Genomic DNA, 22,913 nt, shown 5'->3' with positions numbered 1-22,913 from the left:
GCACTCACCGTATTTTCTTGTCGGAGATCGACTGCGGCGTGCCTCGCGCAGCCTGACTGAGCGTTCGCACGATGGCGCGCCGCGCCAGGCCGATCTTGAAGTCGTTGTGTCCGAAACCCCTGGCACCGCGCAGCAGGATGTCTGCGGCGTTCGCAAATGTGCTCGCATCAGCCCGCTGGCCGCGCAGGACGACTTCGGCTGCTGGACTGCGCCATGGCTTATGCGCCACGCCGCCGAGCGCCACGCGCGCCTCCTTGATCGTGTCGCCGTCAAGCTCGAGCGCTGCCGCCACCGATACCAGTGCGAACGCATAGGAGAGGCGATCGCGGATCTTCAGGTAGGAGTAGTTCGTGCTGAAACCTTTTGCCGGCAGCTCGATTGCCGTGATGATCTCGTCGGGCTCCAGATTGGTGTCGATCTGCGGCGTGTTATCGGGCAGGCGGTGGAAATCCGCCAATGCGATGGTGCGCGCCCCGGCCGGACCTGTGACATGCACGATCGCTTCGAGCACGGCGAGCGCCACGCACATGTCGGACGGATGGGTCGCGATGCAGGATTGGCTCGTGCCGAGGATTGCATTGATGCGGTTGATGCCGTCGATGGCCGAACAGCCGCTGCCCGGTTCGCGCTTGTTGCACGGCGTCGTCGCGTCGTAGAAATAGAAGCAGCGCGTCCGCTGTACGAGATTGCCGCCGGTCGACGCCATGTTGCGCAACTGCTGCGACGCGCCGGCCAGAATCGATCGTGACAGCAGCGGATAGCGCGCTTCGATCAGCGGATGGTAGGCGAGGTCGGTATTCGGCACTAGCGCCCCGATTAGAACGCCGCCGTTCGCGGTCTCCTCCACGTTCCCGAGTGGCAGGCGTGAGATGTCGATCAGCCGGGTGGGCGTTGCGACATCGTATTTGATCAGGTCGAGCAGGTTGGTGCCACCAGCGATGAATTTTGCGGATGGGTCTGCGGCGATCTGCTTGATGGCGTCGGCGACGTCGCTGGCGCGCGTGTATTGAAAAGGTATCATGATCGCCCCATCGCCTGCTGGATTGCCGCCACGATGTTCGGATAGGCGCCGCAGCGGCAGATGTTGCCGCTCATCAGTTCGCGGATCTCGTCGGCCGTCTTCGCCTTGCCCTCGGCGATCAGGCCGGCGGCCGAACAGATCTGTCCCGAGGTGCAATAGCCGCATTGAAACGCGTCGTGATCGATGAAGGCCTGTTGCAACGGATGCAGCTCACCATTGCGTGCGAGGCCCTCGACGGTCGTTACCTCGGCGCCTTCCTTCATCACTGCCAGCGTCAGGCAGGAATTGATCCGCCGCCCGTCGACCAGCACGGTGCAGGCGCCGCACTGGCCGTGATCGCAGCCCTTCTTGGTGCCGGTCAGGTCGAGATAGTCGCGCAGCGCATCGAGCAGCGTCGTCCATGGCGCGACCGAAAGTTTTGCCTCTGCGCCATTGACGATCAGTGTGATCGGAATTTTCTCCGGGGCTGCGGCGATCGGCCCTTTGGGCTTCGTTGTCCCAGAATGCGTCATTTTCATCTCCGCCTGCTTCGGTGCTAGGGGATGTCATATCCGCGCGTCAGTACGATGACTTTCACCGGCATGTTTGTCGTACGCAAAAGACGGCCTGAATTTCGAGCCTACCTACAATCGGCTCAGGCGAAGAAGGTTCAAAACGACGGATGTGATATGCTGATTTGCGGATCGGGCTCACGCCACGATGCGCGCCTGCAATGGCGGCGAGATTGGATGGTACGGTAGCGCCGTCGCGCTGCGCATTTTGCAGGCAGCCTGCGGCAATTCGCGCGAACCGACGCGCGCAATTTAGATGAAATGTGCGATTACAGTTTGTAGGCCATGGCGCCGCCGCCTCAGTGGCAGCGCCCGCATGTCGAGGCCAAGTCACGACGACCGATCATGAGTTAGCTCTGCCGAAAGCCCATCCGGAATGCGCCCCAGTGGCGACCGCGGACGAAGATCGGTGACGACAGGTCTTTCATCAACACGAAATTGCCGCCGCCCATGTCGCGCCGATAGGTCTGCAGCAGGAACGGTTTGGTGTTCGCCGCCACCTTCTTCACCGCGCGGTCGTTGAACAGGCGGCGGTTGCGGCAATTGGCGTTGTTCCAGACCGGATCGGGCCCCTGCGGCAGGCGGTAGTTCGGATTGTGGGTCGGCAGATAGCCGCCCTTGGCCCAGGCGACGCAGAACACGATGCGCGGATCGCTCTTCTGGATCGGGTCCTGAATGGAGGGGAGAATGCGGTCGGTGAAGGCGACATAGTCGGTCAGATATTGCTTCGGATCGGTGCCGGATATTTCGCGGTACTTCTCGTTCATCAACTGCTCGACCGTGATCTCGCCGCGAGCGATCGCGCTTTCAAAGGCGTCGGAAATCTGCCTCGCGGTGTCGACGACGATGCGGATCAGGGGTGCATCCGAGGTCTCGACGCCGCTGTCGGCGATCAGCGCGATCAGGCCTTCGGAGGTCTCGAGCAGCTTTGCCACCCGCTCGTCCGCGTGCTTGAGATCGCGCGAGGAGAGGTCGACGCCCCTGGCGAGCTCATTGAGCTCGGTGATGACAGTGTCGCAATGGCCGAGATTGGACGTCGCGGCCCTGGCGACGCCGTCGATCTCCTGGCCCACGGACGCGATGCCCTGGTGCACGCGCGCGATGATGCCGCTGATCTCTCGTGCACCTTCACCGGCGCTCTTGGCGCGAAGTGAGGCGTCGCTGCTCTCGCCGATCAGGCTGCCGATCTGGCCGTCGAGATCGCGCACGGTGTCGGAAATCTGCTGCGTGGCCTGGCGCGTTCCCTCGGCCAGGCTCTTCACTTCGCTCGCGACCACGGCAAAGCCGCGGCCGGCGGTCCCGGCGCGCGCCGCTTCGATGGTGGCATTGAGCGCCAACAGGTTGGTCTGCTTCGCAATCGCCTCGATCGAGCCGGAAACTTTCGCAACCTGCGACAGGGCCGAGCCGACGGCGCTGAGCCGGGCCTCGATGCGGCCGACCGCTTCGACGAGTTCGGCGATGTGCTGGACGGCCGAATCCACCGCGCTGCGCGACTGAACGATTTCCACGACGGCTGCGGACGTGGTCGATTGCACCGCCTGCGATGCGTTGGCGATGTCGCGGTTGGCCGAGACCATCGTCTCCGCCGTCTTCTGCAGGTGGTGGAATCGCTCCGACTGGTTCGCGACGCGGTTCGCGACCTCCTGGACGTTGCCGGCGATATCCGCAAGTTCCACGCCGAGCCCGCCGATGCGGTCGGCAAGCTGGTCAATAAGTCGTTCGGCCAGTGTCTGGTTGGACAGAGTGTCCAGGACTGCACGCTGCACAACGGACATATCAGAGCATTCTCCAGTCAGAGCCGATGATCGGCCCACTGTGACGATCGCATTCTAATTTCAAGTTTAGAGCGTGATTCGCGCCTTGGCGTCTTGCCTGAGAGCGCACTAGAGCTTGTAAGCCGTGCGGAACCCGCCCCAGTGGCGGCCGTTGACGCGGACAGGCACGTCGATCTCGCGCATCATCACCGTGTTACCGTTGCCCATGTCGCGGGCGTAGCTCTGGATCAGATAGGCGCGCTGGTTGCGCCCGGCGGCAAGTCCGGCCGGATCGTTGAAGATGCGGCGATTGCGGCAGTTGGCGGTATTCCAGGTGACGTCGCCCGGGCGCTGCGGGTGCGAATAGATCTTGTTGTGCACCGGCAGATAGCCGTTGGTGTCGATCATGGCGCAGAACGCCATCCGCTTGTCCTTGGCGAGGAACGCTTCCTGGAACGGCAGCAGCGCGCGGTCGGCCCAGTCCAGCATTCTGGTGCGGTATTGCACCGGGTTGCTGCCTGCGATCTCGACATAATTGGTGTCGAACAGGTCTTCCATCGAGATGGCGCCGCTGTTGACGGCGTTCTCGAAGATCTTCTTCAGCGCCGCGCCGGCTTCCATCGCGCGGGTAACGGCCTCGGTGTTGTCGTCCTGAATCGAAAACAGCTTGTCTTCGATCTTCTCGGTCAGCGCCGCATTGCTGCGCTCGAACCGCGCCTGCGTGCCGGCCTTGGCGTGCTCGCCGATGCGAATGCGGCAGGGGCCGACATCCTGCAGCGTCGCATCGAAACTCTGGCCCTGCGCCAGCCTGTTGGCGTCGGGCCCGCTGACCAGGATGCCATCCATCGATATCTCGTAGACCGGCGCCGACATCACGCCGCGCGGCGTCTGGATTTCGATCTTGAGGCTGCAGGGCAGCTTCTGCGGCTCGCGGCGCTCGGTATGGCCGCCCTGTCGCAGCAGCACGGCGCAGCGCGATTTGAGCTTCTGCGCAAACGCGGTGACGGCCCGTCCGGCCTTGGCGACGCTTTCGCCATGGGCCTCGGCTTCCTTGGTCGCATTGTCGATTTCGCCGGCGCTGTCGCCGACCGAGGCGATGAAGGAGGAAGCGGAGGCCGCATTGTCGGCCATCTCGCCGGTGGTGGCGTTCTGCTCGGCGACCGCGCCGTTGACATTCTCGAATACCGGGCGGATCGCCTCGATCGACTGGGTGATGCGATGCACGGCATCGACCGAGCCCGCGGCATCCCGCTGCAGGGCCTCGATCTTCTTGGTGATTTCCTCGGTGGCGTTCTGGGTCTGCACCGCGAGCGCCTTCACCTCGGTGGCGACCACGGCAAAGCCGCGCCCGGCTTCGCCCGCACGTGCGGCCTCGATAGTGGAATTGAGCGCCAAAAGGGTGGTCTGCCGCGCGATCTGGGCGATCAGATTGACGACATTGCCGATCGCGGCCGACGATTCTCTCAGACGGTCGACATTGACGCTGGCTTCGCGGGCGGCCTCGCTGGCCTGGTCGGCGAGTTTGCCGGCGTCGCGGACCTGGGAGCCGATCCCCTGTGCCGACTGGGTGAACTTGTCGGCGGCGTGCGAAAAGGTCGTCGCCGTGCCCTGCGCGGCGCTGGTGCGGTTGGTCAGGGCGTCGGTGCGCCGGCGGATGGTGGAGAGGGTCGCAGCCGTCGCCTCGGCCCCGCCGGCGACCGAATTGGCCGCGCGCTCGAGCTGGCGGATCATGGCGCCGAGTTCGAGGTCCAGAAGTTCGAGGATTGCCCTGGCCGAATCCTCGGCGCCGACGGCCTCAGCCACGGCCGGATCCCGCGGAACCTTGGCTTCAGCGGCAGTCGCTGCCGCTTCCGGCGCCTGCTTTTTGAACAAACCGAAGGGCATGGAGTCTCTTAAAAGTTGAGGACGCGTGCGAAATCCTCTCATCCGAGCATGAAGTCATGGTTAACAACTGCCTGATTTTCCGGCTGACGGGCGCTACTTTAGTAGCCGAATCGGCCGCAAATCTTTGATTTTGCCTGATTGCCGGCCTATAAGGCCGCGCTTTCACCCCAACGTCCCTCCGGACGAACCAAGAGACCTCGCATGGCCGGCCATTCCCAATTCAAGAACATCATGCACCGCAAGGGCCGGCAGGATGCCCAGAAGTCAAAACTGTTCGGCAAGCTGGCGCGCGAAATCACGGTCGCGGCCAAGCTGGGGACCCCGGACCCGGCCATGAATCCTCGGCTGCGCGCGGCCGTCATCGCGGCGCGCCAGGAGAACATGCCGAAGGACAATATCGAGCGCGCCATCAAGAAGGCGACCGGCGGCGAAAGCGAGAACTACGACGAAATCCGCTACGAGGGTTATGGCCCCGGCGGCGTCGCCGTCATCGTCGAGGCGCTGACCGACAACCGCAACCGCGCTGCGTCCGACATTCGCTCCTACTTCACCAAATCAGGCGGCAATCTCGGCGAAACCGGCTCGGTCGCCTTCATGTTCGATCGCACCGGCATCATCGAATATGATGCGAGCAAAGCCTCCGACGACGCGATGCTGGAAGCTGCGATCGAAGCCGGTGCCGATGATGTCGTTTCAAGCGAAAGCGGCCACGAGATCTATGCCTCGCAGGAAACCTTTCGCGAGGTGGCGAAAGCGCTGGAAACGAAGTTCGGCGAAGCCCGCAAGGCGGCGCTGACCTGGAAGCCGCAGAACACGGTTTCGGTCGACGACGAGACCGGCGAGAAGCTGTTGAAGCTGATGGATCTCCTCAACGAGCACGACGACGTCCAGAACGTCTACGCCAATTTCGAGGTCTCCGACGCGCTGGTCGCCAAGATGGGCGGCTGATCTGTCGTCCCTGCGAAAGCAGGGACCCATACCGCGTGATTTATCGATTATGGCAGGGTGGCAGATGCCTTTCGCCCAATAGCTGCCGGTGGCTATGGGTCCCTGCTTTCGCAGGGACGACGATGGTTCGGTGATCGCGGCTTGCCAGCGATTGGGAGGCCAGCCCGCTTTGGCTGGGATTTCCGTTCTCTTTATGTTTCGTTCACCCGGCTCTGGCGTTATCACTACGCCATGACATCCCCACCGATTCGCCACCCCGTCCGGATCATCGGCATCGACCCCGGCCTGCGCCGCACCGGCTGGGGCGTGATCGAGACCGAGGGCAACCGCCTCGTCTTCATCGGCTGCGGCTCGGTCGAGCCGCCGGACGATCAGCCCTTGGCCAGCCGCCTGCTCGCGATCCATGAGGGGCTCGCCACCGTCCTCGGCGATTTCCGCCCCGCGGAGGCCGCCGTCGAACAGACATTTGTGAACAAGGACGGCGTCGCCACGCTGAAACTCGGGCAGGCCCGTGGCGTCGCCATGTTGGCGCCCGCGATGTTCGGTATTGCCGTTGCGGAATACGCGCCCAATCAGGTGAAGAAGACCGTGGTCGGCGCCGGACACGCCGACAAGAACCAGATCGCCGTGATGCTGAAAATCCTGCTGAAGGCCGAGCCGAAATCCGCCGACGCCGCCGACGCGCTGGCGATTGCGATCACCCACGCGCATCACCGCCAGGGCGCCGCGCTGCGGATGAGGGTGGCGAGCCTATGATCGGTAAACTCAAGGGCCTGATCGATTCCTACGGCGAGGATTTTGTCATCCTCGACGTCGGCGGCGTCGGCTATCAGGTGCATTGCTCCTCGCGCACGCTGCAGGCACTGCCGTCGCCCGGCGAGGCCGCGGTGCTGTCGATCGAGACCTATGTCCGCGAGGACCAGATCAAGCTTTTCGGTTTCCGCACCGACACCGAGCGCGAATGGTTTCGCCTGCTGCAGACCGTGCAGGGCGTCGGCGCCAAGGTCGCGCTTGCGGTGCTCGGCACCTTGCCGCCGGCCGAACTCGCCAACGCGATTGCGCTGCGCGACAAGGCCGCCGTATCGCGCACGCCGGGCGTCGGCCCGAAAGTCGCCGAGCGCATCGTCTCCGAGTTGAAGGACAAGGCGCCGGCATTCGCCAATGTCGATCCCGCCGTGGTGCATCTCGCCGGCGCCATCGACAACGATCGCGCGCCGCGCCCGGTCACGGATGCGATCTCCGCGCTGGTCAATCTCGGCTACGGCCAGCCGCAGGCCGCCGCCGCGATTGCCACGGCGTCGCGCAGCGCGGGCGAGAATGCCGAGACCGCGCAGCTTATCCGGCTGGGATTGAAGGAATTGGCGAAGTGAGCGGTGAGGCCGTAGGGTGGGCAAAGCGAAGCGTGCCCACCATTTAATGTATTAACCCAGACGGTGGGCACGGCGGGAGATGCGCCTTTGCCCACCCTACACGTCCGCCATTGACCGACGAAGGAATGTATTTCCGTCATGCTGAGCGAAAAGGACAAGGAGCTGATCGCCGCCGCGACTGATGCGATCAGCCGGCGTTATCGCAATGACTGGCAGGAGGTCGGCGCTGCGTTGCGTACCCGCGACGGCCGCATCGTTACCGGCGTCAATATCGACGCCTATATCGGCCGCATCGCCGTCTGCGCCGAAGCCATTGCGATCGGCCGCGCCATTACCGAAACCGGCGATCATGGTATCGAGACCATTGTCGCGGTGCGTCATCCCAAGCCGGACGAGCCCGGCAGTATTGCCGTGGTGTCGCCCTGCGGCATCTGCCGCGAGCTGATCCACGATTACGACACCAAGGCGCAGGTCATCGTTCCCGACAGTGGCCGCGAGCCGAAGGTCGTGACCATCGACGAGCTGCTGCCCAACAAGTACCGCAGGGGCAACGAGTGAACACCCCCTCCCGCATCGTCACGCCCGAGCGCCGCTCCGACGATGTCGGCGACACCGCGCTGCGCCCGCAACTGCTGTCGGAATTCGTCGGCCAGGCGCAGGCGCGAAAAAATCTGTCGATCTTCATCGAGGCGGCGCGCAAGCGGGGCGAGGCGCTGGATCACGTGCTGTTCGTCGGGCCACCCGGCCTCGGCAAGACCACGCTGGCGCAGATCGTGGCGCGCGAACTCGGCGTCGGCTTTCGCGCCACCTCCGGACCCGTCATCGCAAAGGCCGGAGATCTTGCCGCGCTGCTGACCAATCTCGAAGAGCGCGACGTTCTCTTCATCGACGAAATTCATCGCCTCAGCCCGGCGGTCGAGGAAGTGCTCTATCCCGCGATGGAGGATTTTCAACTCGACCTCATCATCGGCGAAGGCCCGGCCGCGCGCTCGGTGAAGATCGATCTCGCAAAGTTCACCCTCGTCGGCGCGACGACCCGCGCCGGACTGTTGACCAATCCACTGCGCGACCGCTTCGGCATTCCGGTACGGCTGAATTTCTACACCGAGGAAGAGCTGGAGAAGATCGTCAGCCGCGGCGCCCGCGTGCTCAACATCGGCATGACGCCTGATGGCGCCAACGAGATCGCGCGCCGCGCCCGCGGCACGCCGCGCATTGCCGGCCGGCTGCTGCGCCGCGTCCGCGATTTCGCTTCGGCCGCGGATGCAAGCTCCGTCGACCGCGCCATCGCCGACCACGCACTGAGCGCGCTGGAAGTCGATGCCGCCGGCCTCGACGCCATGGACCGGCGCTATCTCACGACCATCGCGCTGAACTACGGCGGCGGCCCGGTCGGCGTCGAGACCATGGCCGCGGCGCTATCGGAACCGCGCGATGCGATCGAGGACATCATCGAGCCGTTCCTGATCCAGTGCGGCTATCTGCAACGCACCCCGCGCGGAAGGCTTTTGACATCGCACGCCTTCCGCCATCTCGGCCTCGCGGAACCCGCGCGCGATCCCGCGCAGTTCGGCCTGTTCGGCAACGGCGACAGCGACGATTGAGCGCTTCGAACCCGATCATTCCAGGGATGCACTAAGGGCAAAATACCTGGCGCGCTTGAGCGCTTGGCTCGCCTGCCCTGGAGTGCAGATACCGATGGCTTCGACCGAAGACGCAGACATGCTCGCCCTGATCGCGGCGGCGCCGGAACTGGCGACACCTGATGATACCGAGAGCTTTCTCGACGGCATGCCGATACCGGAACTGGCCTCGATGTGGGGCGCGCTGCAGCGCCTGAGCCGGCGCGACCAGACGGGCGCCGCCTGGGCGGTGATCCTCTATTTCGATCATCTGCCGCACAAGCGGCCGGAGCGCGCGCTCGACCTTGCGCTCGAAGTGCTGCGCGCGGAGACCGACAAGCCCACCATCATGCAGCTCAACGACAAGTTCATACTGTCGCTGCTCTATGCGCATGGCGCTGCCGTGATCGAGCGGATCGAGGCCGAGGCGAAACACAATGCCGCGCTACGCTGGCTGCTCGGCGGAATGCACTTCGGGCCTGATGAACCGTTCAAGCGCCGTATCGAGGCGATTGCCGACGGCAAGGGCTGGCGCGCCGACGATCGCGCGCGCCGCACGCCAAAACGTCCGCTCGATTGCGAGGCGATGTCGGTGGCCGAGCTGGCGCGCGCCTGGGTCGAGCAATATTCGAAATCCGAGCGCGACCGCGACGACAACTTCTTCGCGACCATGGACTGTGAGCGCGATCTGCGGGAGGAGTACCCCGATCAGGCGATAGACCTCATCGTCGAGATCCTTAAGATCGAGACCAATCCGGTGCTGCTGTCGCTGCTCGCCGCTGGCCCGCTTGAGGACGTCATCAGCATGGAGACCATCGACCGCATCGAGCGCGAAGCTTCCGTCAACAAGCGTTTTCACGATCTGCTCGGTGGCGTCTGGTATTACCGGGCGCCGGATGAATTGAAGGCACGGCTGGATGCCCTGGTCGGGCAGAACCGCTGGTGAGAAGCTGCTGGAGCTCTGCTGACGTTCTGCACAAACGGACCCCAATTCGGGCTCAATCCGCCACCATGTTGGCGGTGCATCACGATTGGATCACATGTTAACACGCCGTCATTTTTTAAGAGGCATGGGTGGATTGGGCGCACTGGGCGTCTCCACCACCGCTTACGGATTCAGCGCGCCGATTATCCGGCTTCGCGTCACCAGGTACAACATCTCGCCGCCGCAATGGCCGGCCGGGCTCAAGCTCAAGATCGCCGCCATCGCCGACCTCCATGCCTGCGATCCCTGGATGTCGGTCGATCATATCGAGGAGATCGTCGAACGCACCAATGGGCTCAAGCCTGACATGGTCGTCATGCTCGGCGACTACGTGACCGGACATCGCAAGGTGACGCGCATCATTCCCGACGCTGAATGGGCGGCGGTGCTGGGTGGATTGAAGGCGCCGCTCGGTGTGCATGCGGTGCTCGGCAATCACGACTGGTGGGAAGACAAGACCGTGCAGCGCGAAGGGCAGGGGCTGCCGAGCGCGGGCCGTGCGTTGGAGAACGTCGGCATTCCCGTTTACGAAAACGAGGCGAAGAAGCTCAGCAAGAACGGTCAATCGTTCTGGCTGGCCGGCCTCGGCGACCAGCTCGCTTACATGCCGGCGCGCCGCTTCCGGCCGCTCAAGCGGATCGGCGTCGACGATCTCGGCGCGACGCTGGCGAAGATCACCGACGATGCGCCCGTGGTTCTGATGGCGCACGAGCCCGACATCGCCCGGCGCGTGCCCTCGCGCGTCGCGCTGCAGCTCTCCGGCCATACCCATGGCGGCCAGGTGCGCATGCTCGGCTGGTCGCCGATTTCGCCGTCCGGACAGCAGCTCGCCTATGGCCACATCAAGATGAACTGCGACGTCGTCGTCTCCGGCGGCCTCGGCTGCAGCATCATGCCGTTCCGCCTCGGCGTGCCGCCGGAAATCGTGCTGGTGACGCTGGGTGCGGCACGGCCGGCAGTGGCGTAGCGGCCGGCGCTTGCGTGCGGCTCCGATTTGCGCAAAAGCAGGGCTTTCCAGCGCGATCAGGAACCGCAAGTGACATCACCCATTCTCGACGGCGAGATCCGTGACGGCCGCCATCACATGCAGGTCCGCGTTTACTACGAGGACACCGATTTTTCGGGCATCGTCTATCACGCCAATTACCTGCGCTTCATGGAGCGCGGGCGCACCAATCATCTGCGGCTGATGGGCGCCTCGCAGCACGCGCTGTTCGAACAGGCCGAGGTGGAGACGCCAGGCTTCGCCTTCGTGGTGCGCTCGATGGAGCTCGATTTTCTGCGCCCCGCGCGCATGGACGACGTGCTCGACGTCGTGACATGGCCGGTCGCGGTGAAGGGCGCTTCCATCACGCTGGCGCAGGAGGTGCGGCGCGGCGATGAGGTGCTGGTCAAGGCCGAGGTGCGCGTCGCCTTCATCAGCGAGGGCCGGGCGAAGCCGATCCCGAAATCGCTGCGGCTGCTGTTGAAGGCCGATGTGGCGGAATAATTCTCCCGGTTGACTCTCTGTACCGATCGGTACAATCTCTCCGCATCGCCAATCCGGAGAAATGTCATGTTGCGTCCGCCGCTGCCGCCCTTCACCCGCGAAACCGCCGCGCAGAAGGCGCGCATGGCCGAGGACGCCTGGAATTCACGCGACCCCGTGCGCGTGTCGCTGGCCTATACCGAGGATAGCCGCTGGCGTAACCGTTCCGAATTCTTTCAGGGACGCGAGGCGATCGTCGAATTCCTCACCCGCAAATGGGCCAAGGAGCACGATTATCGCCTGATCAAGGATCTCTGGGCGTTCGACCAGAACCGCATCGCGGTGCGCTTCCAGTATGAATGGCACGACGATGCGGGGCAGTGGCATCGCTCCTATGGCAATGAGCAGTGGGAGTTCGACGAGCACGGCCTGATGCGGCGGCGCGAGGCCAGCATCAACGACCTCACGATCAAGGAGAGCGAGCGCCGCTTCCACTGGCCGGCCCCGGGCCCGCGCCCGGCCGATGTCGCAGGCCTGAGCGAGAACCCGCTATGACCGGATGTTGAAGAAAGGCGGCGAGCGAAAGGAAGTATTGCGCGCCCTCGGCGAGGTGTTTCGTGCGCACGGCTATGAGGGCGCTTCGCTGACGCTGATCACCGAGGCGACCGGGCTCGGCAAGGGCAGCCTCTATCACCTGTTCCCCGGCGGCAAGGAGCAGATGGCGGGCGAGGTGCTGGCTGAAATCGACGGCTGGTTCGAAGTCAATATCTATGCGCCCTTGCGGGAGGCCGACGATCCCGCGCGCGCGATCGCCGCGATGATCGCGGGGGTCGACCAGTATTTTCATTCCGGCGATCGCATCTGTCTGGTTGGCCTAGTCGCGCTCGGCGCCGCGCGCGATACGTTTGCGGAAAGCGTCGACAGCTATTTCGCGCGCTGGCAGCACGCGCTGGCGCAGCTCCTGAGGAGATCGGGATTGAGCAAGAGCCAGGCGCAGCGGCGCGCGGAGGATGCGCTGCTCACCATTCAGGGCGCGCTGGTGCTGGCGCGGGCGCGCAACGATGCCGGGATATTTCGGCGAGCGTTGACGGAACTGACCAAGCGGCTGCTGGCGCCGTCGGACTGACGGCTGAATGCGATTCTCTATCCACGTCGTCCCTGCGAAAGCAGGGACCCATGCGCCGCGGCCGTTCGAGTTGTTCGCTGCGAGCGACGACTGCCTCAACTAACGAGCGCCGGTGGTTATGGGTCCCCGCGCCAAGTGCGCAATTGCGCACAAGGCGGGGACGACGTGTGGAGAGACTAACGCCTTACGCCGCAGCCTTATGCCGCGCGAGTTCGGCCTTGTACAATTCGAACTCCTCGGCGGTTGCCTTGGCGATGCTTGGGCGGGTGCGCAGTCGCTCGTAATAGGCCTTCACGTTAGGCCATTTCGCCAGCTCGACCGGCGGCGTTGCCATCGTCCAGTTGATGATGGTGACGAGATAGGCGTCGGCCACGCTGAAGTGATCCAGCAGGAACTCGCGGTCCTTCAAATAGTTCTCGAGATAGTCGAGCCGCGACAGGTTCTTGGTGAGCGCATAGGTCTTCGCGTCCTGCGGCGCGGTCTTGTCGAGCAGCGGCACGAACAGCGCCTTGTGCAGCTCAGTGCCGATGAAGCAGAGCCATTGATGCAGGCGGCTACGCTCCTCGGCGGAGTTGGCTGAGATGCCGGCAGTTGGAAAACGATCGGCGACATATTGCAGAATCGCCGCGTTCTCCGTCAGCACCGTCCCGTCGTCGGTGCGCAGCGTCGGCACCAGCCCGAGCGGATTGACGGTGCGGAAGTCCGAGCCGTCCTTCTGAACGACTTTGCTCTTGGGATCGACCTCGAGATAGTTGGCCTCGGCGCCGGCTTCATACAGCGCGATCCTGGTCGCCAGCGAGCAGGCGAGCGGCGAGAAATAGAGATCCATGGGTTTGCCTCCTTGGCGGTTGATCAATCGGGCCGCGACCTGAGGGGCAGGCGGGATTGATTTTTATACTGTTCCGCATAATATAAAGCCGGTCAAGGAATTTCTTGCGAAATGGTACAAAAAAGTAAGCCCCCGGTCCCCCGGATCGACGCCCCCATGCCGCCCAAGCGCCGCGGCCGCCCGCGCGCCTACGAGCCGGACGTGGCGCTCGGCAAGGCGCTAGACCTGTTTCGCAAGGACGGCTTTGCGGCGACGTCGCTCGACGATCTCTCTGCCGCCACCGGCATGAACCGGCCGAGCCTCTACGGCGCGTTCGGCGACAAGCGCGAGCTCTTCATCAAGAGCTACCGGCGCTATCGCGAAGATGCGCGGGCCGCGATGGGCAGTGTTTTCAGGGATGAGCTGCCGATCCGAAAGCGCCTCGAACGCATCTATGCGGTGGCGCTCGACATCTATCTGTCAGGCGAATCCGGTCCGCGCGGCTGCTTCACGGTGATGACGGCGGCGTCAGAAGCGGTGCACGACCCCGATATCCGCGCCATGGTGCTGGAAGGCTTTACCGAACTCGACAAGGCTTTTGCGGCCTGCTTCCGGCACGCCAGGGAGAAGGGCGAATTGCCCGAGGGCGCCGATCCCGCGGTGCTTGCGCAGCTAGCTTCCTCCACCATCCACACCATCGCCATCCGCGCCCGCGCGCGAACCCCGCGCAAGGAGTTGGAAGCGCTCGTCAACGGCGCGATTGGCGTGATGGTCGGGGCGGCGAAATAAATTTCTCCGTCGTCCCTGCGAAAGCAGGGACCCATACGCCGCGGCTTCTCGTTTTGGCGCTGGGGGCCATTGCCTTCGCAACAACAAGGGCCGGTGGTTATGGGTCCCCGCGTTCGCGGGGACGACGATAGAGTTTCAATACCCCCGTCCGCGATCCACCACATTCTCCAGCGCGCCGCCCGCCTCAAACCGCGCGATCTGCTCGGCGACATATTTCGATATCTCGTCGGGATCGGTGTCGGCGGCGTTGTGCGGGGTCAGCACCACTTTGGGATGGGTCCAGAACCGGCTGTCGGCGGGCAGCGGCTCGGTCGCGTAGACGTCGAGCGAGGCGCCACCGAGGGTGCCGTCGTCGAGGCATTGCAGGATGTCGTCCTCGTTCTGCAGGCCGCCCCGGCCGGCGTTGATCAAGACCGGCGCGCCGAGCGGGCTCGTCCGGTTCAGCTTCCTGAAAGCGTCGCGGTTGAGAATGTGCCGCGTCTCCGGCGTCAGCGGCAGCAGGCAGACCAGGATGTCGGTCCGCCGCAGGAACGCGTCGATCTGCGCTTCGCCATGAAAGCAATCGACGCCGTCGATGACCTTGGGGCTCCGGCTCCAGCCGGCGACACGAAAGCCGAGGCGCTTGAGCACGCCGGCGGCGTCAGCCCCGAGCGTGCCGAGCCCCATGATGCCGACGGTAACCGCGCCCGCCGCCCATTGCGATTTCGGCGCCCAGCGTTTTTCGCGCTGCGACTCCCGCAAATAGAGTTCCTGCCGGTGGTGCATCAGCACATGCAGCACGACGTATTCGGTCATCCGCGCGGTGAGGTCGGTGACGGCCACGCGCACCAGCGGCACGTCGGGCAGCGAACTATCAGCCATCAGCGCATCGACGCCCGCACCGAGATTGAAGATGACGCGCAGATTGGGGAAAGCGGCAAGCTCGCCCGGCTGCGGCTTCCACACCGCGGCGTAATGCACATCGGCCGGATCGAATGACGTATTCGGCAGCAGCAGCACGGGCCGCCCCGCGCAGACATCGTCGAACCGGTCCTTCCAGCGCCGCGGCGACCAGTTTTCGGTCCCGCCATGCACCAGCAGCGCGAGCGCACCCTTCGTCATTGCCATTCCTTTCGCCTCGCCATCCGGCGTGACCCGTCTCACATCGCGGATCGAACCGCTTCTCTAGCCTCCTTTGATCCGATGCGGGAGGCTTCAGTTGCGCCAATTGATCCGGATCGCCGCCCAAAATGGTCTCTCCCGATGACACAGGGCTGCATCATCGCGGTGGTGGTGGCCGCGCTGGCCCTTTGCCGGCGGAACCATCAGCGCGGCGTCGCCGTCACCCGGTTTGAAGCCTTCAGAACGAAGATGAAGGTTCTGTTTCTGGTTCTCGCCGTGTGCAGCCTTTGTTCCAAGGCGATCGTCCACGCTTGCCGGCACTTCAACCCGCCACAGCCTCCGATCATCGGTCCCTGAAACATCTCAAAATTTCTTCGACGCTCCTGTCGGCTCCGGGCATAATCGTTCGTCATCATGACGAACGGAGATGCTTTTCCGCCATGCTTTACGCCATCCTTTGCTATCACGACGAGGACCATGTCGGTTCCTGGACCAAGGAACAGGACGCTGCGGTCATGACCAAGCTTGCCGTTGTGCAGGACAAGCTGACCAAGCAAGGCCGGCTCGGCCCGGTCGCGCGGCTGCTGCCGACCACCGCGGCGACCACGCTGCGCAAGGACGATCCGCCGCTGGTGCTCGACGGGCCGTACGCCGAAACCAAGGAGCAGTTGCTCGGCTTCTATGTCGTCGACTGCAAGAACCTCGACGAGGCGCTCGATGTCGCCCGCGATCTCGGCGCGGCCAATCCGGGCGGCGCCTATGAGATCCGGCCCGTCGGCCTGTTTCGGCCGGGGAGCGTGCAGTCGTGACCGATACCGCCTGGATCGATGCCGCGCTGACTTCGGCTCGCCCCCAGGCGGTCGGTGCGTTGCTGCGCTATTTCCGCAATCTCGATACCGCCGAGGAAGCCTTCCAGAATGCCTGCCTGCGGGCGCTGAAGAGCTGGCCGCAGAACGGCCCGCCGCGCGATCCCGCGGCGTGGCTGATCATGGTCGGCCGCAATGTCGCGATCGACGACATCAGGCGAACCAGCAAGCAGCAGGCGCTGCCGGAGGACGAGGCGATCTCCGATCTCGACGACGCCGAGGAACAGCTCGCCGAGCGGCTCGACGGCTCGCACTACCGCGACGACATTCTGCGGCTCCTGTTCATCTGCTGCCATCCGGACCTGCCGGCGACGCAGCAGATTGCGCTCGCGCTGCGGATCGTCTCAGGGCTCACGGTCAAGCAGATCGCGCGCGCCTTCCTGGTTTCGGAAGCCGCCATGGAGCAGCGCATCACCCGGGCAAAGGCGCGCGTCGCCGACGCAGATGTGCCGTTCGAAACGCCGGGCGCGGTGGAGCGCTCCGAACGTCTCGTCTCCGTCGCCGCCATGATCTATCTGATCTTCAATGAGGGCTACTCGGCCTCCGGCGACACTGCGGAGATTCGCTCGCCCCTGTGCGAGGAAGCCATTCGCCTGGCGCGGCTGTTGCTGCGGCTGTTTCAGAGCGAGCCCGAAATCATGGGGCTCACCGCGCTATTGCTGCTGCAGCATGCGCGCGCCGCGGCGCGGTTCGACGCCGATGGCGCGGTGATCCTGCTCGACGATCAGGATCGCTCGCTCTGGAACAAGTCTCTCATCGCCGAGGGGCTGGCGCTGATCGACAAGGCGATGCGCCATCGCCGCAGCGGGCCCTACCAGGTGCAGGCGGCGATCGCGGCGCTGCATGCCCGAGCCGAGAAGCCCGAGGATACCGACTGGACCCAGATCGATCTGCTCTATGGCGCGCTCGAGATCATGCAGCCGTCGCCGGTGGTGACGCTGAACCGCGCGGTCGCCGTATCCAAGGTGAAAGGGCCGGAGGCCGCGCTCGACATGATCGAGCCGTTGGCGCAGCGCCTGTCGAACTATTTTCATTACTTCGGCGTGCGCGGCGCCTTCCTGATGCAGCTCGGCCGCAACGACGAAGCCCGCATAGCCTTCGACCGAGCCATCGCGCTCGCCAACACCTCGGCCGAAGCCGCCCATATCCGCATGCACCTCGACCGCCTCCAGCGCGACAGCCAGCCCCGCGGCAAGAAGGCGGGGAAGTAGGATTGCAGTCGCGCCGGGAGCGGTAACGGGCTCCGTCAACGTCTTATGGGGTTGCGGAGCACGATCAGTTTCGTTTGGCCACCGCCGTTGCAAGTGTAGCAGCAGCCCGTGCAGCCCCCACGATCGTTGGGACCGCTGCCCCAGGTGTGCTGTTGGTTGGGCGTGGTCCAGGCGCCATAACAGATCTTCTCGTTGGTGATGCAGGACAATGGGAATGACTTTTCGTCGTAGTCATTGAGGCTGTAGGCCCGCCCGGGGCCGGGCCAGCGGATCCGGCGGTCTTGCGAGTAGAACACGATTTGAGCTTTCTGACTCGCCATGCTCTGAACCCGAAAAGTAATACTGTCCGCGAGGGCGCCTGTGGTCGCGGTCGGAATCGCGAATAGACTGCACGCAATAGAAATCCAAATTGCCCTTACCCTGTTCATGATTAGCTCCATTAAACAATGAATGAAGATAAAGATCACGCACAGGTAGTAGTAGTTCCCGCCTGCTCGCTTCATCTATGAAGCAGCCCACACGACCCGTCTTGTGCGCTACCGTGCCGCAGCCCAGCTCGTTTCCCGGCTGCGATGGGCCACGTCCAAGAACTTGCTTGCTTCAATGGTTTCGAATGCGAGCCGGACGCTACAGAAAAAATGCAAGCCCCCTGTCGGTTTTCGCCGGCCTCGCTCGTCTTGAATCCGAACCGCCATTCAAGACGACACGGAGCACATCATGACCGTCATCACCGAGAACGCGTCCGCCTCAAATCCCGCGCGCTGGGTTGGCCGCATCCTGTCCGGCCTCGTCATTCTGTTCCTCATGGTCGACGGCGCCATCAAGCTGGTGCCGTGGCCGATCGTCACGGAAACCATGGACCGCATGGGCTATGGCTCAAGTGACACGCTGATGCGCGGCCTCGGCCTCATCACGATCGTCTGCACCGTGCTCTACGCCATTCCGCCGACCTCTATCCTCGGCGCGATTCTGCTCACCGGCTATCTCGGCGGCGCGATCGCCTCGCATGTGCGCATCGACAGCCCCTTGTTCTCGCATACGCTGTTCGGGCTCTATCTCGGCCTGATGATATGGGGCGGGCTGTGGCTGCGCGATCCGAACTTGCGTCGCCTGATTCCCTTCCGCCGCTGAGTTGCTTCAACGATAATCTTCCGCCATGGAGCCGATCATGTTTGAAGTCATTGCCGTCATCGCCGTCGTACTGGCCGTCGCCATCGCAGCCATTTTCGTGATCGCCGCGACCAAGCCGGGCACGCTCCGCGTTCAGCGCGCGATCCGCATCAAGGCGCCGCCGGACGTGATCTTCCCGCTGATCTCTGATTTTCACCAATGGCTGAAATGGTCGCCCTATGAAAACAAGGACCCCGCGATGAAGCGCAGCTATGACGGCGCCGAGCGCGGCAAGGGTGCCGTCTACGCCTGGGACGGCGACAAGAATGTCGGCTCCGGCCGCATGGAGATCCTCGAAAGCACGACGCCGTCGAAGATCGTCATCAAGCTCGATTTCTTCACGCCGTTCGAGGGCCACAACACCGCCGAGTTCACAATGCTGCCGCAGGGCGATGCCACTCATGTCACGTGGCTGATGCATGGTCCGGCCAACTTCATGTCCAGGCTGATACAGGTGTTCATGAATCTGGACCGCATGATCGGCCGGGATTTCGAAGCCGGTCTTGCCAATCTGAAAACGCTCACCGAGAAATGAACGCAACCATCGTGTCCCGGACGCGTCGCAGCGATACGCTGCGCCGCAGAGCCGGAACGCCACCGACACCACTGCCAAACCCAAGGAGCCAGCGATGCAGGTCAATCCCTATCTCTTCTTCAACGGCAATTGCGAGGAAGCGCTGAACTACTATCAAAAGGCGCTCGGCGCCCGGATCGAGGCGAAGATGCCATACGGCGATGGCCCCGCCGAGATGCCGATGCCGGCGGACTGGAAAACCAAGATCATGCATGCCCGCATCACCATCGACGGTGAGGTGCTGATGGCGTCAGATGCGACGCCGGGCGATTACAAGGCGCCGCAGGGCATTTCGGTGGCGCTCGCGGTCGAGGACCCCGCGGATGCCGAGCGCCGGTTCAAGGCGCTGGCCGAAGGCGGCACGGTGCGGATGCCGTTCGGCCCGACCTTCTTCTCCAACGGCTTTGGCATGTGCGTCGACAAGTTCGGCATTCCCTGGATGGTGAACAGTCCGAAGGAAGGGATGTGAGTTCATAAGGCGTAGGGTGGGCAAAGCGAAGCGTGCCCACCATTCGTGCCACGAGGAAGGTGGTGGGCACGGCGCAAGGGCGCCTTTGCCCACCCTACGCAGCGGCGCAGTCTCATCATCTGCACCTTGGATAGATCGCCGCGAGCTCGCGCCCGCGTAACAGCAGCAACCGCGACGTCAATCCGCCGCGTCGCGCGATCCAGTCCCGCACTAGCGGCGGATAGGCTGCCTGCACCGCGCGAGAGGCTTCCGGTTCCGCATAGACGCGGCCGCGGCCGTCGATCGAGCGCGCGGCGTGAAATCCCAGCACCGCGCGGCGGGTCACGCAGATCCGTTCCTCCGGGATCGTCATCAGCACCAGTGTGCACGCCGACAGGCACGGGCCGTCGATCACCACCCGTTCGCCGGATTGGCGCACGCGATCGAACAGTTCGAGAAACGGGCCGACCTCGCCGCCGGGGCTGGAGAGAATGCGGATCTCGGCCCGCACAGGCCCGATCGCCGCAACCAGCGCGGCGGCGACAACAACTAGCTTTATGACCGCCCTTCGCATGTGCGGCTCCCTCGTCAGCACTGCCCTCCCGGCCAAATACGCCGAGATATGTGGCAAGGTTTCGTCAAACATCCGCACTGGAGACGCCGGCCCCCACCTTTGATCCACAAACCATCGGGCATCGCTGCTCCGCCGGCGTTCGCTGGCCGATGCCAGCCTTCGAAGCTCGTCTCACCGGGGCTCGTCGATCCTAATCCAAAATAGTGGAAACGACTAACCTTGCGTCGCCGGGTTACGAGCCTGCCACCCGAACAGGTTATGAATTATTCCGAGCGCAATTTCCCGCTCGCCCATGATGATGAGATCGGCGCCGAGCGACCTCAGGTGATCGACTTCGGCATCTGAATGGGCACGTGCGATGATCCGGATGCCCGGATTGGCCACGCGAGCCTGTTGCACGATCTGCCCCGCCTCGAATGCTTCCGGTATCGCAATCAGCAGATATCGCGCGCCGCCAAGATTGGCGGATGTCAGGACATCGGAACGTGCGGCATTTCCAACGATGGTCTCGAAGTTACTCTCGCGCAGCTTCGCAACGACATCGTCTGCATCCTCGATGATGAGGAACGGTTGGCCGGTCTTCTTCAAGGCATCGGCAACAATGCTGCCGACGCGACCATGACCGACGAGTATCGTATGATCTTTCAACTGCGTAGCCTCGGGTGCTGCGGATGATTTCGCCGATGCGGCGACCTGTCCTGCCCTTGCGTCGGATCCGACAACATCAACACCGCTGTGACCGGGAGGTCGCTCAAGGCGTCGGGACAACCAATCCACCGCCGCAAAGACCACGGGATTGAGCATGATGGTGAGGATGGCGCCAGCCAGGATCAGGTCGCGTCCTGCCGTCGGCAGCAGGTTCAGCTTCACGCCAAGTTCAGCCAGAATGAACGAGAATTCCCCGATCTGGGCGAGACTGGCCGAGATTGTCAGTGCCGTTCCGACCGGATGACGAAACGCAAGCACAATCAGGAACGCGGCTACCGATTTTCCAACGATGATGATGAAGAGCGTGGCGACCAATGGCCAGGGCTCGCGCAGCAGGCTCGCCGGATTGAACAACATGCCGACGGAGACAAAGAACAGTACGGCAAAGGCATCGCGCAATGGCAATGTTTCCTGGGCCGCACGCTGGCTGAGTGCGCTTTCGCTGAGGATCATTCCGGCGAAAAACGCGCCGAGTGCAAGAGAAACGCCGAACAGCTTCGCTGATCCGAATGCGACCGTGAGGGCGATTGCCAGAACGGCGAGGCGGAACAATTCCCGCGAGCCGGTGTGCGCGATGTAGTGAAGGATCCAGGGAATAACGCGCCGTCCTACGATCAGCATGATGGCGACGAAGACCACGACCTTTGCAACGGTGAGTAACAGAACTCCGCCAAACCCCATCCCGAGCCAGGACGCCAGCCAGTCCGCCGGGATCGTGTTGCTGTTCGCGCCCTGCAGGCCGGCCAGAGCCGGAAGCAGGACGAGCGCGAGCACCATTGCGAGGTCTTCCACGATCAACCAGCCGACCGCTATGCGGCCTCGCTCCGTGTCCATCAGCCGGCGCTCCTGCATGGCCCGCAGCAACACCACGGTGCTTGCGACCGACAGAGCAAGTCCAAAGACGAGACCGGCGCCGATCGTCCATCCCATGAACAGCGCGAGACCCAGTCCCATCAGGCTGGCGACAACGATTTGAACGACGGCGCCGGGCAGTGCTATCGCGCGCACGGACAGAAGGTCGTTGAGCGAAAAATGAAGTCCAACGCCAAACATCAACAGGATGACGCCGATCTCGGCCAACTCGGTCGCCAGTGCCTGGTCTGCGACGTAGCCCGGCGTAAAGGGACCGGCTGCGACGCCTGCCAGGAGGTAGCCGACGAGTGGTGGAATTCGAAGGCGCTGGGCGATTGCGCCGAGCACGAAGGCCAGTCCCAGGCCGGCGACGATGGTGGCGATGAGAGGCGTATCGTGCGGCATTCCTGATCCTGCGTGGTTCCAATTTCCGCACTTTGCCATGGCCGCGCTTGCAAAGCCTGCGACCAAGTGAGGCGGGACGATGCTCAACGATTAAGCGGCAGTATTTTTGCACGCAAACTGCCTCGCATTCGTTGCGTCATCAGGCTGTGGTTCCGCGATGATGAGTCCACGCTCTGGTTGGATTTCGTCAATCGTGGGTGCTGGAGACACCGGCTTCGGTGAAGGTCGCCATCCCCGCATGGCAGGCGAGCGCGGCGCGCGCCAGCAGGATCGCGACCCCTGCACCTGATGCCTCGCCGAGCCGCATGTTCAGATCAAGCAGCGGATCTAGCCTTAGTTCCCGCAGGAGCTCGCGGTGGCCGGATTCGGCCGAGACGTGCCCCGCGCGACAATGATCGAGGCCGCGTGCATCGAGACGCGCGAGCGGCAGCACGGCTGACGTCGCCACGAAGCCGTCGAGCAGTACCGGAACCTTATGCTGCCGCGCGGCGAGCACGGCGCCGGCAATCGCAGCAAGCTCGCGGCCGCCAAGCGCTGCCGCCACCGCCAGCGGATCACCCAAAATGCCGCGATGGAAATTCAGCGCCGCCTCGATCGCGGCGCGCTTGCGCGCCAGCCCGTCATCATCGACGCCTGTGCCGCGGCCGGCCCAGCGCGCCGCGCCGCCGCCGAGCAGGG

General features: G+C 63.9%; 26 protein-coding genes. 16 read left to right on the top strand and 10 right to left on the bottom strand.

What is annotated here, in order from left to right:
• Nucleotides 1-4 precede the first annotated feature (4 nt).
• From CQ12_RS39555 to CQ12_RS39540, 4 genes are all read right to left on the bottom strand, one after another.
• Nucleotides 5-1,021: an FAD binding domain-containing protein gene (locus CQ12_RS39555; protein ID WP_057840638.1), complete on the bottom strand. Its 1,017-nt coding sequence runs from the start codon at nt 1,019-1,021 to the stop codon at nt 5-7.
• Nucleotides 1,018-1,533 (bottom strand): (2Fe-2S)-binding protein, encoded by a 516-nt coding sequence (locus CQ12_RS39550; protein WP_057840663.1) that lies wholly within the window; start codon nt 1,531-1,533, stop codon nt 1,018-1,020. Before CQ12_RS39550 ends, CQ12_RS39555 begins: the two co-directional genes overlap by 4 nt.
• Nucleotides 1,534-1,922: 389 nt before the next feature.
• On the bottom strand, nt 1,923-3,347 hold the full coding sequence (locus tag CQ12_RS39545) for a methyl-accepting chemotaxis protein (protein WP_057840637.1): 1,425 nt from the start codon (nt 3,345-3,347) through the stop codon (nt 1,923-1,925).
• 108 nt (nt 3,348-3,455) lie between these two features.
• Nucleotides 3,456-5,210, bottom strand: a complete 1,755-nt coding sequence (locus CQ12_RS39540; protein ID WP_057840636.1) for a methyl-accepting chemotaxis protein — start codon at nt 5,208-5,210, stop codon at nt 3,456-3,458.
• A 201-nt stretch (nt 5,211-5,411) separates the two neighbouring features.
• Here CQ12_RS39540 and CQ12_RS39535 point away from each other — a divergent pair, with 201 nt between their 5' ends.
• The 10 genes from CQ12_RS39535 to CQ12_RS39490 all read left to right on the top strand — a co-directional run bounded on the left by CQ12_RS39535 (nt 5,412) and on the right by CQ12_RS39490 (nt 12,729).
• On the top strand, nt 5,412-6,158 hold the full coding sequence (locus CQ12_RS39535) for a YebC/PmpR family DNA-binding transcriptional regulator (protein ID WP_057840635.1): 747 nt from the start codon (nt 5,412-5,414) through the stop codon (nt 6,156-6,158).
• 231 nt (nt 6,159-6,389) lie between these two features.
• Nucleotides 6,390-6,914 carry a crossover junction endodeoxyribonuclease RuvC gene (gene ruvC, locus CQ12_RS39530; protein WP_057840634.1) on the top strand — a complete coding sequence of 175 codons (525 nt, stop codon included), beginning with the start codon at nt 6,390-6,392 and terminating at the stop codon, nt 6,912-6,914.
• Nucleotides 6,911-7,528 (top strand): Holliday junction branch migration protein RuvA, encoded by a 618-nt coding sequence (gene ruvA / locus CQ12_RS39525; protein WP_057840633.1) that lies wholly within the window; start codon nt 6,911-6,913, stop codon nt 7,526-7,528. The genes ruvC and ruvA overlap by 4 nt, the downstream gene beginning before the upstream one ends.
• Before the next feature lie 138 nt (nt 7,529-7,666).
• Complete coding sequence (locus CQ12_RS39520; RefSeq protein WP_057840632.1) at nt 7,667-8,086, top strand: cytidine deaminase; 420 nt, start codon at nt 7,667-7,669, stop codon at nt 8,084-8,086.
• Nucleotides 8,083-9,132 carry a Holliday junction branch migration DNA helicase RuvB gene (gene ruvB / locus CQ12_RS39515; protein ID WP_057840631.1) on the top strand — a complete coding sequence of 350 codons (1,050 nt, stop codon included), beginning with the start codon at nt 8,083-8,085 and terminating at the stop codon, nt 9,130-9,132. Before CQ12_RS39520 ends, ruvB begins: the two co-directional genes overlap by 4 nt.
• 94 nt (nt 9,133-9,226) lie before the next feature.
• Complete coding sequence (locus tag CQ12_RS39510) at nt 9,227-10,096, top strand: DUF6869 domain-containing protein (protein WP_057840630.1); 870 nt, start codon at nt 9,227-9,229, stop codon at nt 10,094-10,096.
• Between the two features lie 94 nt (nt 10,097-10,190).
• The gene (locus CQ12_RS39505) at nt 10,191-11,102 is read left to right on the top strand and encodes a metallophosphoesterase (protein ID WP_057840629.1); all 912 of its coding nucleotides are present in this window, start codon (nt 10,191-10,193) and stop codon (nt 11,100-11,102) included.
• A gap of 69 nt (nt 11,103-11,171) precedes the next feature.
• Complete coding sequence (ybgC, locus tag CQ12_RS39500) at nt 11,172-11,624, top strand: tol-pal system-associated acyl-CoA thioesterase (RefSeq protein ID WP_245310344.1); 453 nt, start codon at nt 11,172-11,174, stop codon at nt 11,622-11,624.
• A gap of 66 nt (nt 11,625-11,690) precedes the next feature.
• Nucleotides 11,691-12,158: a nuclear transport factor 2 family protein gene (locus tag CQ12_RS39495; RefSeq protein WP_057840628.1), complete on the top strand. Its 468-nt coding sequence runs from the start codon at nt 11,691-11,693 to the stop codon at nt 12,156-12,158.
• Nucleotides 12,159-12,162: 4 nt separating this feature from the next.
• A complete protein-coding gene (locus CQ12_RS39490; protein WP_057840627.1) occupies nt 12,163-12,729 on the top strand; it encodes a TetR/AcrR family transcriptional regulator in 567 nt (188 codons plus the stop codon).
• Between the two features lie 184 nt (nt 12,730-12,913).
• Here the strand turns inward: CQ12_RS39490 and CQ12_RS39485 are convergent, their stop codons facing one another.
• A complete protein-coding gene (locus CQ12_RS39485; RefSeq protein WP_057840626.1) occupies nt 12,914-13,558 on the bottom strand; it encodes a glutathione binding-like protein in 645 nt (214 codons plus the stop codon).
• Nucleotides 13,559-13,669: 111 nt separating this feature from the next.
• On the opposite strand from CQ12_RS39485, the gene CQ12_RS39480 reads away from it, so the two are divergent.
• Entirely contained in the window at nt 13,670-14,326 is a 657-nt protein-coding gene (locus CQ12_RS39480) for a TetR/AcrR family transcriptional regulator (protein ID WP_057840625.1), read from the top strand.
• Nucleotides 14,327-14,461: 135 nt separating this feature from the next.
• Here CQ12_RS39480 and CQ12_RS39475 read toward each other — a convergent pair whose 3' ends face one another.
• A complete protein-coding gene (locus CQ12_RS39475; RefSeq protein WP_057840624.1) occupies nt 14,462-15,427 on the bottom strand; it encodes a 2-hydroxyacid dehydrogenase in 966 nt (321 codons plus the stop codon).
• A 93-nt stretch (nt 15,428-15,520) separates the two neighbouring features.
• Nucleotides 15,521-15,736: a hypothetical protein gene (locus tag CQ12_RS44710; RefSeq protein ID WP_157088771.1), complete on the bottom strand. Its 216-nt coding sequence runs from the start codon at nt 15,734-15,736 to the stop codon at nt 15,521-15,523.
• A 131-nt stretch (nt 15,737-15,867) separates the two neighbouring features.
• On the opposite strand from CQ12_RS44710, the gene CQ12_RS39465 reads away from it, so the two are divergent.
• The 5 genes from CQ12_RS39465 (at nt 15,868) to CQ12_RS39440 (ending at nt 19,717) form a co-directional block, all read left to right on the top strand.
• Complete coding sequence (locus tag CQ12_RS39465; RefSeq protein ID WP_057840622.1) at nt 15,868-16,236, top strand: YciI family protein; 369 nt, start codon at nt 15,868-15,870, stop codon at nt 16,234-16,236.
• Nucleotides 16,233-17,504, top strand: coding sequence for an RNA polymerase sigma factor (locus tag CQ12_RS39460; protein WP_057840621.1), 1,272 nt, complete (start codon nt 16,233-16,235; stop codon nt 17,502-17,504). The genes CQ12_RS39465 and CQ12_RS39460 overlap by 4 nt, the downstream gene beginning before the upstream one ends.
• Nucleotides 17,505-18,221: 717 nt before the next feature.
• Complete coding sequence (locus tag CQ12_RS39450; RefSeq protein WP_057840619.1) at nt 18,222-18,635, top strand: DoxX family protein; 414 nt, start codon at nt 18,222-18,224, stop codon at nt 18,633-18,635.
• Nucleotides 18,636-18,672: 37 nt separating this feature from the next.
• On the top strand, nt 18,673-19,209 hold the full coding sequence (locus tag CQ12_RS39445; protein ID WP_057840661.1) for an SRPBCC family protein: 537 nt from the start codon (nt 18,673-18,675) through the stop codon (nt 19,207-19,209).
• A 94-nt stretch (nt 19,210-19,303) separates the two neighbouring features.
• Entirely contained in the window at nt 19,304-19,717 is a 414-nt protein-coding gene (locus CQ12_RS39440; protein WP_057840618.1) for a VOC family protein, read from the top strand.
• Between the two features lie 115 nt (nt 19,718-19,832).
• On the opposite strand, the gene CQ12_RS39435 is transcribed toward CQ12_RS39440, so the two are convergent.
• The 3 genes from CQ12_RS39435 to CQ12_RS39425 all read right to left on the bottom strand — a co-directional run.
• On the bottom strand, nt 19,833-20,270 hold the full coding sequence (locus CQ12_RS39435) for a hypothetical protein (protein ID WP_057840617.1): 438 nt from the start codon (nt 20,268-20,270) through the stop codon (nt 19,833-19,835).
• Nucleotides 20,271-20,483: 213 nt separating this feature from the next.
• Nucleotides 20,484-22,235, bottom strand: a complete 1,752-nt coding sequence (gene ybaL / locus CQ12_RS39430; protein ID WP_057840616.1) for a YbaL family putative K(+) efflux transporter — start codon at nt 22,233-22,235, stop codon at nt 20,484-20,486.
• A 187-nt stretch (nt 22,236-22,422) separates the two neighbouring features.
• A partial coding sequence (locus tag CQ12_RS39425; RefSeq protein WP_198164390.1) for a nicotinate-nucleotide--dimethylbenzimidazole phosphoribosyltransferase occupies nt 22,423-22,913 on the bottom strand: 491 nt, incomplete at its 5' end.

Origin of the sequence: Bradyrhizobium jicamae, from assembly GCF_001440395.1 — a bacterium.
Lineage (GTDB): Bacteria > Pseudomonadota > Alphaproteobacteria > Rhizobiales > Xanthobacteraceae > Bradyrhizobium > Bradyrhizobium jicamae.
This window is presented reverse-complemented; position numbering and strand designations above follow the sequence as displayed.

Excerpts from the sequence above, each read along its gene's own strand:
- CQ12_RS39545 (WP_057840637.1), bottom strand. The coding sequence starts at position 3,347 with ATGTCCGTTGTGCAGCGTGCAGTCCTGGACACTCTGTCCAACCAGACA.
- CQ12_RS39550 (WP_057840663.1), bottom strand. The coding sequence starts at position 1,533 with ATGACGCATTCTGGGACAACGAAGCCCAAAGGGCCGATCGCCGCAGCC.
- CQ12_RS39490 (WP_057840627.1), top strand. The coding sequence starts at position 12,163 with ATGTTGAAGAAAGGCGGCGAGCGAAAGGAAGTATTGCGCGCCCTCGGC.
- CQ12_RS39520 (WP_057840632.1), top strand. The coding sequence starts at position 7,667 with ATGCTGAGCGAAAAGGACAAGGAGCTGATCGCCGCCGCGACTGATGCG.
- CQ12_RS39555 (WP_057840638.1), bottom strand. The coding sequence starts at position 1,021 with ATGATACCTTTTCAATACACGCGCGCCAGCGACGTCGCCGACGCCATC.
- CQ12_RS39480 (WP_057840625.1), top strand. The coding sequence starts at position 13,670 with ATGGTACAAAAAAGTAAGCCCCCGGTCCCCCGGATCGACGCCCCCATG.
- CQ12_RS39440 (WP_057840618.1), top strand. The coding sequence starts at position 19,304 with ATGCAGGTCAATCCCTATCTCTTCTTCAACGGCAATTGCGAGGAAGCG.
- ruvC (WP_057840634.1), top strand. The coding sequence starts at position 6,390 with ATGACATCCCCACCGATTCGCCACCCCGTCCGGATCATCGGCATCGAC.
- CQ12_RS39540 (WP_057840636.1), bottom strand. The coding sequence starts at position 5,210 with ATGCCCTTCGGTTTGTTCAAAAAGCAGGCGCCGGAAGCGGCAGCGACT.
- CQ12_RS39475 (WP_057840624.1), bottom strand. The coding sequence starts at position 15,427 with ATGACGAAGGGTGCGCTCGCGCTGCTGGTGCATGGCGGGACCGAAAAC.
- CQ12_RS39510 (WP_057840630.1), top strand. The coding sequence starts at position 9,227 with ATGGCTTCGACCGAAGACGCAGACATGCTCGCCCTGATCGCGGCGGCG.
- ruvA (WP_057840633.1), top strand. The coding sequence starts at position 6,911 with ATGATCGGTAAACTCAAGGGCCTGATCGATTCCTACGGCGAGGATTTT.
- CQ12_RS39495 (WP_057840628.1), top strand. The coding sequence starts at position 11,691 with ATGTTGCGTCCGCCGCTGCCGCCCTTCACCCGCGAAACCGCCGCGCAG.
- CQ12_RS39505 (WP_057840629.1), top strand. The coding sequence starts at position 10,191 with ATGTTAACACGCCGTCATTTTTTAAGAGGCATGGGTGGATTGGGCGCA.
- CQ12_RS39450 (WP_057840619.1), top strand. The coding sequence starts at position 18,222 with ATGACCGTCATCACCGAGAACGCGTCCGCCTCAAATCCCGCGCGCTGG.
- CQ12_RS39435 (WP_057840617.1), bottom strand. The coding sequence starts at position 20,270 with ATGCGAAGGGCGGTCATAAAGCTAGTTGTTGTCGCCGCCGCGCTGGTT.
- ybaL (WP_057840616.1), bottom strand. The coding sequence starts at position 22,235 with ATGCCGCACGATACGCCTCTCATCGCCACCATCGTCGCCGGCCTGGGA.
- CQ12_RS39445 (WP_057840661.1), top strand. The coding sequence starts at position 18,673 with ATGTTTGAAGTCATTGCCGTCATCGCCGTCGTACTGGCCGTCGCCATC.
- CQ12_RS39485 (WP_057840626.1), bottom strand. The coding sequence starts at position 13,558 with ATGGATCTCTATTTCTCGCCGCTCGCCTGCTCGCTGGCGACCAGGATC.
- CQ12_RS39465 (WP_057840622.1), top strand. The coding sequence starts at position 15,868 with ATGCTTTACGCCATCCTTTGCTATCACGACGAGGACCATGTCGGTTCC.
- CQ12_RS39535 (WP_057840635.1), top strand. The coding sequence starts at position 5,412 with ATGGCCGGCCATTCCCAATTCAAGAACATCATGCACCGCAAGGGCCGG.